The following is a 6,518-nucleotide window of genomic DNA, read 5'->3' on the forward strand; positions in this document are numbered from 1 at the left end:
GCGCCCTCGTAGCATAAAAAGGCACCGCCGAGCATCAACAGCGGAACGATCGCCCACGGGATGGGCTCCAGGATACCCACAAATTTCCTGGACGAGAAGATGTCTCCCGAAGGCCTCTGGAACGTCGCCAACCACCCCCGTGAGTGGATGCGGCGCGTCCAAGCAAATTCACCGCGGTCGCCGGGCGGTGGCCGAACTCATTCAAGAGGCGCTTTCGTTGCACTCGGCCAGCATGGGTCGGGCGAGTCGGACGATGGGATAGTCTCCCGAACCGTAATCTTCGAGGTTGCTGTCCCAGTAAACCCGGCCGGTGTCGGCGTCGCTGAACTCGACGAGCAGCGTGCCCCAGTCGACGTTGTCGATGGCATCGGGGTCGAAGTCGTCCCCGTAGACGCCGCCGGTTGGCTGGTAGAGATCGAACTCGATTCGGGCTCGCTCCTGTGTGCCGCTCTCGAAGCGGCCCTGCCCGATCATCCAGGCCTGCTCGCCCGAACCGTCGGGCTTGTAGGTGAACCAGTAGACCACCGCCCGGTCGTCGGGCAGTGCCTCGATGATGAAGCCTTCACCGGCTCGGAAGGGGTCGAACCAGGCGCCGGAGTACTGCTGGAACGCGCTCTGGTTGTCGCAGGTGCTGCCCGCCATTTCGCTCAGGCGCACGTAGTCGAGTCGGTCGGAGACCGGGATCACCGAGCAGGGGAAGGGGTTGCCCTCGGGATCCTGCAGCGGGGGGCAGAAGGTGTAGTTCCAGTAGCGGCGCTCGAAGTGCGTGTCGTTGGTGCCCAGGCGATCCAGGCGGGCACCCATCAGCGGTCGGACGGTGCGCTGGCCATCGGTGAACCGAATGCCGGCGGCGAAATCGCCGCGGGTTTCGAGCAACGTCGACCATTGCAGGCTTTCCTCGTGGTGCAGCCCCACTTCGAAGGCCCACTGCTGCCGACCCTGCGTGTCGAAGGAAAACCAGTACATCAGCGGCACGCCGCGGTCGATCATCATCAGCGTCATGCCTTCACCGTTACGCTGCGGGTTGAACCACGAGCCGTTGATGTCGGCCGCCATCAGGCTGCGGCTGCGATTGATGCAGTTGATGTATTCGCCGCCCACGTGACGGTTCGCGATCCAGGTATCCAGCTCGGGATCGTCGATCTGCCAGTCGTTCCAGCACAGGTTGAGGCCGCCGAAGGTGTCGACATCGTGGAGTTGGAGCCAGGCATCGCGGATGTCGGGCGTCAGCGTGCCAGAGAATTCGTTGTCGGCGATGCCGAGATGGCCCGGCCCCTCTCGCCCGATCGTCTCGAAGGCCACGGTGAAGTTGCCGTCGAGGCGGTTGCCGCTGAGTTCGAGGTTTCGAAGCTTGAGTTCGCGCCAGTTGGCGGGGATGGCGCCGCTGAAGTCGTTGTTGGTCAGCCGCCAGGTGTGCGGACTGTCGTCGACGATCAACGGGATGTCCTGCTCGCGCAGGGCGGGCAGCACCCCCTCGAAGCGGTTGTTGGAAAGATCGAGTTGATGGATTTGGATGGGAGCGCGGTTGAGTGTTCCGCCGAGGCGATTGTCGCGCAGGTTCAGTTCGGCCAGGTCGAGCTCGTCGAGCGCGGCCAGGTCGAGCGTTCCGATGAGGTTGTTGTCCGGAAGTTCGATACGGTCGATGATCTTCTGGCCTGACTGGCTGCCGCGGCAGCTCACGCCGTGCCAGTCGCAGAAGTCGACGAATGGGTCCAGCCAGCCGGAGTTGTCGTCCCACTGGTCGCCACCGGTGTCCTGGTAGAAATCGGCCAGCACGGATTCGGTGCTCTGGGCGACAGCGATCGAAAGGCAAGCCATGCCGGCAAGGAACAGACAGGCGTTCAAGGACAGAAAGCGGAGTGTGTGGGTCATAATGAGCTCCCGAGCCAAGGTTGGCCTATCCCCCAAAACAAGGATTCTGCGCCGGCAGGCACGGACTGACAAGTCGTGACATGTCCTGATTTTCGCCTCCGTATTCCGCAGTTATAATGTAAGGTTGAGTTGCGCATATCCGACGATATCCTGGTCAAGTTCAGGGCACATGCCGACAACGTACTTGCCGTCGCCGTGATCTTTCCGCCCAACACCCGGCGGAGGCAGTTCGAATTCCGCTATTCAGTTCACAGCAGGGAAAGGGCCGAATCGGCGAACCACTAGCATCAACGTCAGGACCATGATCAGCACACTCCAGGGCGCCAGAACGGGCACCGCCAGGGCCGGTACCTGACCACGCTCGCCGCAGCGGAACCAGGCCTCCGAGCTTTCGCCGGGATCGCGCTGTTTCCAGATAGCGCAGACGATCTCGCCCGACGGCCAGGCTTGAAGCCCGGTTTCCCATTCTTCGGCCTCGCTGTCAGCGATAGGCACAGGCGCGGAGAAATTCCGGCCCCGATCCACGGTAATCGCCGCGAAGGCATCGAAACGTTCGCTCAAGTGCTGATCCGCGAGGTTTTCGCGAGTATCCCAGGCCAGGAAATAGACGTCCGGGTTGCGCACATCCAGCGGATCACCGCTGGGAATCGTCGGCGACGTCGCCACGATGCGCGGGGCGAAGGCCATGCGACCGAAGTCGGTGATGCCGGAGACGTTGCGGGCAGCCGACCAGCTCTGTCCGCCGTCGAAGGAACGGCGGGTTCGGACGTTGTATGTGGCTTCCTGAAGCGCCCGATCGGCTTCGCTGGGCGTGTAGATGAACACCACGGCGGCAAAGCTGCCGTCGAGGATGCCGCGATGCCCGCGAATACTGTCTTCGGGGTTGGCTCCCGTCGCCTCGTCCAGCGTGGCACCACTGAGATTGACCGCGTCGTCGAACTGCCCGATGCCGTACCCGCCGGTGGCCCGACGCATCATGAAATCGGCCGGCGCTCCGTGGCTGCCGCTGCCTTGACGCCAGAGCACCATCGCCGCGGCACCATTCGCTCCGGCGTCGGCCACGGGCTGGGCCACGATTCTGACGCGCCGCGCATTCTCGGCGGGCATCTGGTTGACGACGCTGCCCGCACTATCGGCAGGCGGGCTCAGGAAGATGAAATCGTGCCAGAGCACATCCTTGCCGCCCCCGCCAGGCTTGGTTTCTTCGTAGGCCAGCAGGGCGGTGGGCCCGACGAGCTGCAGGTTGGGGCGGGTCGCGCGGGGCTCGCCCGACGCGGTGGAGACATTATCGGAGACTGTCACAGGGGCCGGAAAAGCCGTCGCGGCCGAAAAATCGGCCTTTGAAAGGGCCGTATAGAAGATGTTCGTTCCGGGGTTGCCGCTCGCACCCGACTCGCCTCCGGTCCCTTCACCCGGAACGCCGGCAGGATCCTCTTGCCAGGCCAGCGCGACGCCGTCCGGACTGGCGGCCGGGAACTGGTTGATGGCATCACGCGAACCGTCGGTGAGCTGCTCGGGCGCCGACCAGCTGCGCCCCGCATCGGTCGAGCGCGCCGCCCAGATGCAGGCGAAACCGATCGGATCGCCGCCCGGCGAATAACTGCCCTGGCTGCCGCCGGGACAATAGCGGTCGTTCCAGACCAGTACCAACTCGTCCCCGTCGGCGACGAGCGCGGGCCGTCTCGAGTTTCCGAACTCTCCCACGACGTTGGTCTGCCCGGCCGTATTGGAGACATTGACCGCCGACGACCAGGCCGCCCCGCCGTCGGTGGAATAGCGAACATAGACATCTCGCCGGCCATTGGGGCCGTCGGCATAGGTCACGATGTGCACTTTCTCCAGGGTCGTCTGGTCGACGACCAGAACGTACTCGGTCCGGGCCGTTCCGGTCGGCGTATCGGAGACATTGCCAGCCGGACCGAAATCGATGGTGGGTTGCTGGGCAAAGACCGATGTCGGCGCCATTGCGAGCACAAGCGCAAAAAGCCTGGAGATGATCGGCATTTTTTCCCTCTCAAACGTGCAGTAGCAGAATTCTTCACACTTTAATGCCGCAAACATGTCGGTGGGTTGATCTAAATCACCAGGCCAGTCTTTTTCGACCCTTAATGCGCAAAAAGCAAATTCCTGGAAAGTGACCTGGTGTCTCAATTCAAGCATGCCTGGAGACGCTCATGCACGCATCCCGCGTAACCCTGCTGGCCCTGGCCGCCACTCCGGCGCCATGGGTTGTTGGGGCCCAATCACTAGTTTGGGAGACCATCGCCAATAACGGCGACGAAGCACCGGACGGCGATACCGGCGACCTGTTCAGAAGCTAAAACCCCGGGCCTGAATGATCAGGGCATTGTGGTCTTCAGGGCCCGTTCGGCCACTCTGGGAGGGTCACAGGCCGGCGGCGTCTACCAACTCGACCTCAACGGCGTCGGCCCGGTCATCAAGCTTTTGTTCCGAGGCGATCAGGTGCCCTCGCCCAACAACCTGTCCGGCACCTACAACCTACAACGAGTTTCCGTCAACGCCCCGGATTGACCCCAATGGCAGCCTGGTAGCCACGCGCGGGCAGCGCGAGCCGGTCTGGGAATACTCCATGGACAGCGCTGAAGTCACGCGGGTGGGACCCGCCGGTATCTACGCCTTTCCGGGCGGGACGCCAACCACCGGCGTGAGCCTGCTGGGTGCGGCCGTCGAACCCGACCAGGTCACCCTGACTTTTCCAGAGTATTCAGTGCCCGAAACCGTGGCCGGAAGCGCTTCGATCAGTTTCCCAGGGCCGTTGCGGTAGACGGAAACTACGTCATCTGCAAGGGCAACTACACCGATCAGAACGACGGGCTCGGCCGCACCGGCATCTATTTCCGCGATGTGGTCAGCGGACCGCCAACGCCATACACGGGCATGATCGCCAGCTCCAACCTGGAATTCCCGGACCATCCGGGCATCCTGTTCGGCGCCACAGCGCCACCGAGCGCGGCGAATGGATCTGTTTACTTCACCGGTTGGGATATCGAAGAGGCACCGAACGGTCGGTGGCATCTACAAGGCGTCGATCGCCCACATGCCGACTCTCGAAACCGTCGTCGCCATCGGCGATCCGGTGCCCGGTGTCTCCGGCCGCAGTTCACGAATTTTGGCGAAGGGCTGTCGCTCAGCAGTGACGGTACGATGGTCGCCTTCTGGGGAACCTGGGGCAGCGCCACGTTTACCCAGCTCCTCGAGTGTCCCGAGGATGGCAGCTCGGACCTGCCTGCCTACTGCAACGAACAGCATCCCGACGGACTGGAAGTGCAGGTTCCGGTCAACCAGGGAATTTTCGTGCACGACCCTGCAACCGACACGAGGCACATGATTTCCCGGACCGGGCGCGACGACATGGAGGACTACTTGTCCTGGGGCTTCTCCGGACGCGTACCCGGTACGGGCAGCGGGGAAGAAGAAGAAAGCGAGGAGTTGGCTCGCTGGCGCAGCAGCGCCTATGCGGCGCTGTCGACCAGTTCCGGGCAGCCCCGCGCGTGGCCTTCCAGGCCCAGCCTGAGGGCCTTGATGGCATCTACCTGCGCGAGGACTTCAATTCCCCGGCTCCCCTCAAGACGGTCGCCGAGGTGGCAACCACACCCGGCCAGTTGCTCGACCCGGATGCCCCGGCGGATTCCCGCGTCAGTTCGGTTGCAATCGAGCGCGACGGCTTCCGCAACGGCCGCATAGCCATAGCCGCCAGCATGCTCTACATCGATCCGATCGACCCGGAAGAAACCGAAAGCTGGGCCGGACTCTACACGGCTGAAGTCCCGGTCGACGGCATCTTTGCCGACCGCTTCGAACAACAATAGCAACACGCTCGGGCAAAGAGGCCAGGAGGCAGAATCCAGGACACCAATGATTCGGACCACCCTCAATCTGTTTTAAATGAAAGGGACTTCCGGGTGTAATCTGCGCTCAGGAAGCTACGGGAACAGCGGCGTCTCCGAGGAACTCAGTGCTCGGCCTTCGAATGCTCACCCTGGCCCGTGAGCCTGGCACCGAGCGAAAAGATCACCACAATAATAGCGCCGATCGCGACGCCGAGGAGTCCATCGAGCAATAGCTGCGTGACCGACTCGAGCGGGCCGGTCAGTGCCGCCCAGCCCTTGAAGAGGTGCTCGACCCAGGGGATATTGTGCGAGAAGATGCCGCCGCCGACGAGAAACATCGCGATGGTGCCCACGATCCCGAGGCTCTTCATAACCATCGGTGAGGCGTCGATGAGCCACTCTCCGAAGCGGCCGATTCCGCCACCTTGCTTCGACAGTTGGACACCCAGGTCATCGATCTTGACGATGCCGGCGACCAGTCCGTACACGACCAACACCACGAGCGCGCTGATGGCGATCAGTACGCCGAGTTGTACGCTCAGCGTCGCTGCGGCGACCGAGCCCAGCGCGATGACGATGATCTCGGCCGACAGGATGAAGTCAGTGCGAATGGCACCCTTGATCTTCTTGTTCTCGAAGGCGACCAGGTCGACCTCGGGATCACGAAACGCCTTCTTCAGCTGCTCCTTCTCCTGTTTGTCGGCTTCGCTGTGGAAGAGCTTCTGGTGGACTTTGTGGGCGCCCTCGTAGCATAAAAAGGCACCGCCGAGCATCAACAGCGGAACGATCGCCCAC

The 6,518-nt window shown here is 62.9% G+C and carries 7 protein-coding genes; 4 read left to right on the forward strand and 3 right to left on the reverse strand.

From position 1 onward, the window contains the following. Nucleotides 1-201: 201 nt before the first annotated feature. Together DZK26_RS12160 and DZK26_RS12165 are read right to left on the reverse strand one after the other, a co-directional pair. Entirely contained in the window at nucleotides 202-1,872 is a 1,671-nt protein-coding gene (locus tag DZK26_RS12160; RefSeq protein ID WP_116896928.1) for a hypothetical protein, read from the reverse strand. 243 nt (nucleotides 1,873-2,115) lie between these two features. Continuing rightward, a complete protein-coding gene (locus tag DZK26_RS12165; protein ID WP_116896929.1) occupies nucleotides 2,116-3,876 on the reverse strand; it encodes a sialidase family protein in 1,761 nt (586 codons plus the stop codon). Nucleotides 3,877-4,046: 170 nt separating this feature from the next. Here DZK26_RS12165 and DZK26_RS14355 point away from each other — a divergent pair, with 170 nt between their 5' ends. The 4 genes from DZK26_RS14355 (at nucleotide 4,047) to DZK26_RS12180 (ending at nucleotide 5,702) form a co-directional block, all read left to right on the forward strand. After that, complete coding sequence (locus DZK26_RS14355) at nucleotides 4,047-4,193, forward strand: hypothetical protein (protein ID WP_181918232.1); 147 nt, start codon at nucleotides 4,047-4,049, stop codon at nucleotides 4,191-4,193. A gap of 28 nt (nucleotides 4,194-4,221) precedes the next feature. Next, nucleotides 4,222-4,404: a hypothetical protein gene (locus DZK26_RS12170; protein WP_116896930.1), complete on the forward strand. Its 183-nt coding sequence runs from the start codon at nucleotides 4,222-4,224 to the stop codon at nucleotides 4,402-4,404. A gap of 58 nt (nucleotides 4,405-4,462) precedes the next feature. Beyond that, complete coding sequence (locus tag DZK26_RS14195) at nucleotides 4,463-4,657, forward strand: hypothetical protein (RefSeq protein ID WP_147306580.1); 195 nt, start codon at nucleotides 4,463-4,465, stop codon at nucleotides 4,655-4,657. A 727-nt stretch (nucleotides 4,658-5,384) separates the two neighbouring features. Continuing rightward, nucleotides 5,385-5,702, forward strand: a complete 318-nt coding sequence (locus tag DZK26_RS12180) for a hypothetical protein (RefSeq protein ID WP_116896932.1) — start codon at nucleotides 5,385-5,387, stop codon at nucleotides 5,700-5,702. Nucleotides 5,703-5,845: 143 nt separating this feature from the next. On the opposite strand, the gene DZK26_RS12185 is transcribed toward DZK26_RS12180, so the two are convergent. After that, nucleotides 5,846-6,518: DUF808 family protein (locus tag DZK26_RS12185; protein WP_116896933.1), on the reverse strand; the 673-nt coding region annotated here is incomplete at its 5' end.

This window comes from Wenzhouxiangella sp. 15190 (assembly GCF_003417465.1).
GTDB lineage: Bacteria > Pseudomonadota > Gammaproteobacteria > Xanthomonadales > Wenzhouxiangellaceae > Wenzhouxiangella.

What these genes read in the sequence shown, in the direction of transcription:
- DZK26_RS12160 (WP_116896928.1), bottom strand. Translation starts at nt 1,872, where the DNA reads ATGACCCACACACTCCGCTTTCTGTCCTTGAACGCCTGTCTGTTCCTT.
- DZK26_RS12165 (WP_116896929.1), bottom strand. Translation starts at nt 3,876, where the DNA reads ATGCCGATCATCTCCAGGCTTTTTGCGCTTGTGCTCGCAATGGCGCCG.
- DZK26_RS14355 (WP_181918232.1), top strand. Translation starts at nt 4,047, where the DNA reads ATGCACGCATCCCGCGTAACCCTGCTGGCCCTGGCCGCCACTCCGGCG.
- DZK26_RS14195 (WP_147306580.1), top strand. Translation starts at nt 4,463, where the DNA reads ATGGACAGCGCTGAAGTCACGCGGGTGGGACCCGCCGGTATCTACGCC.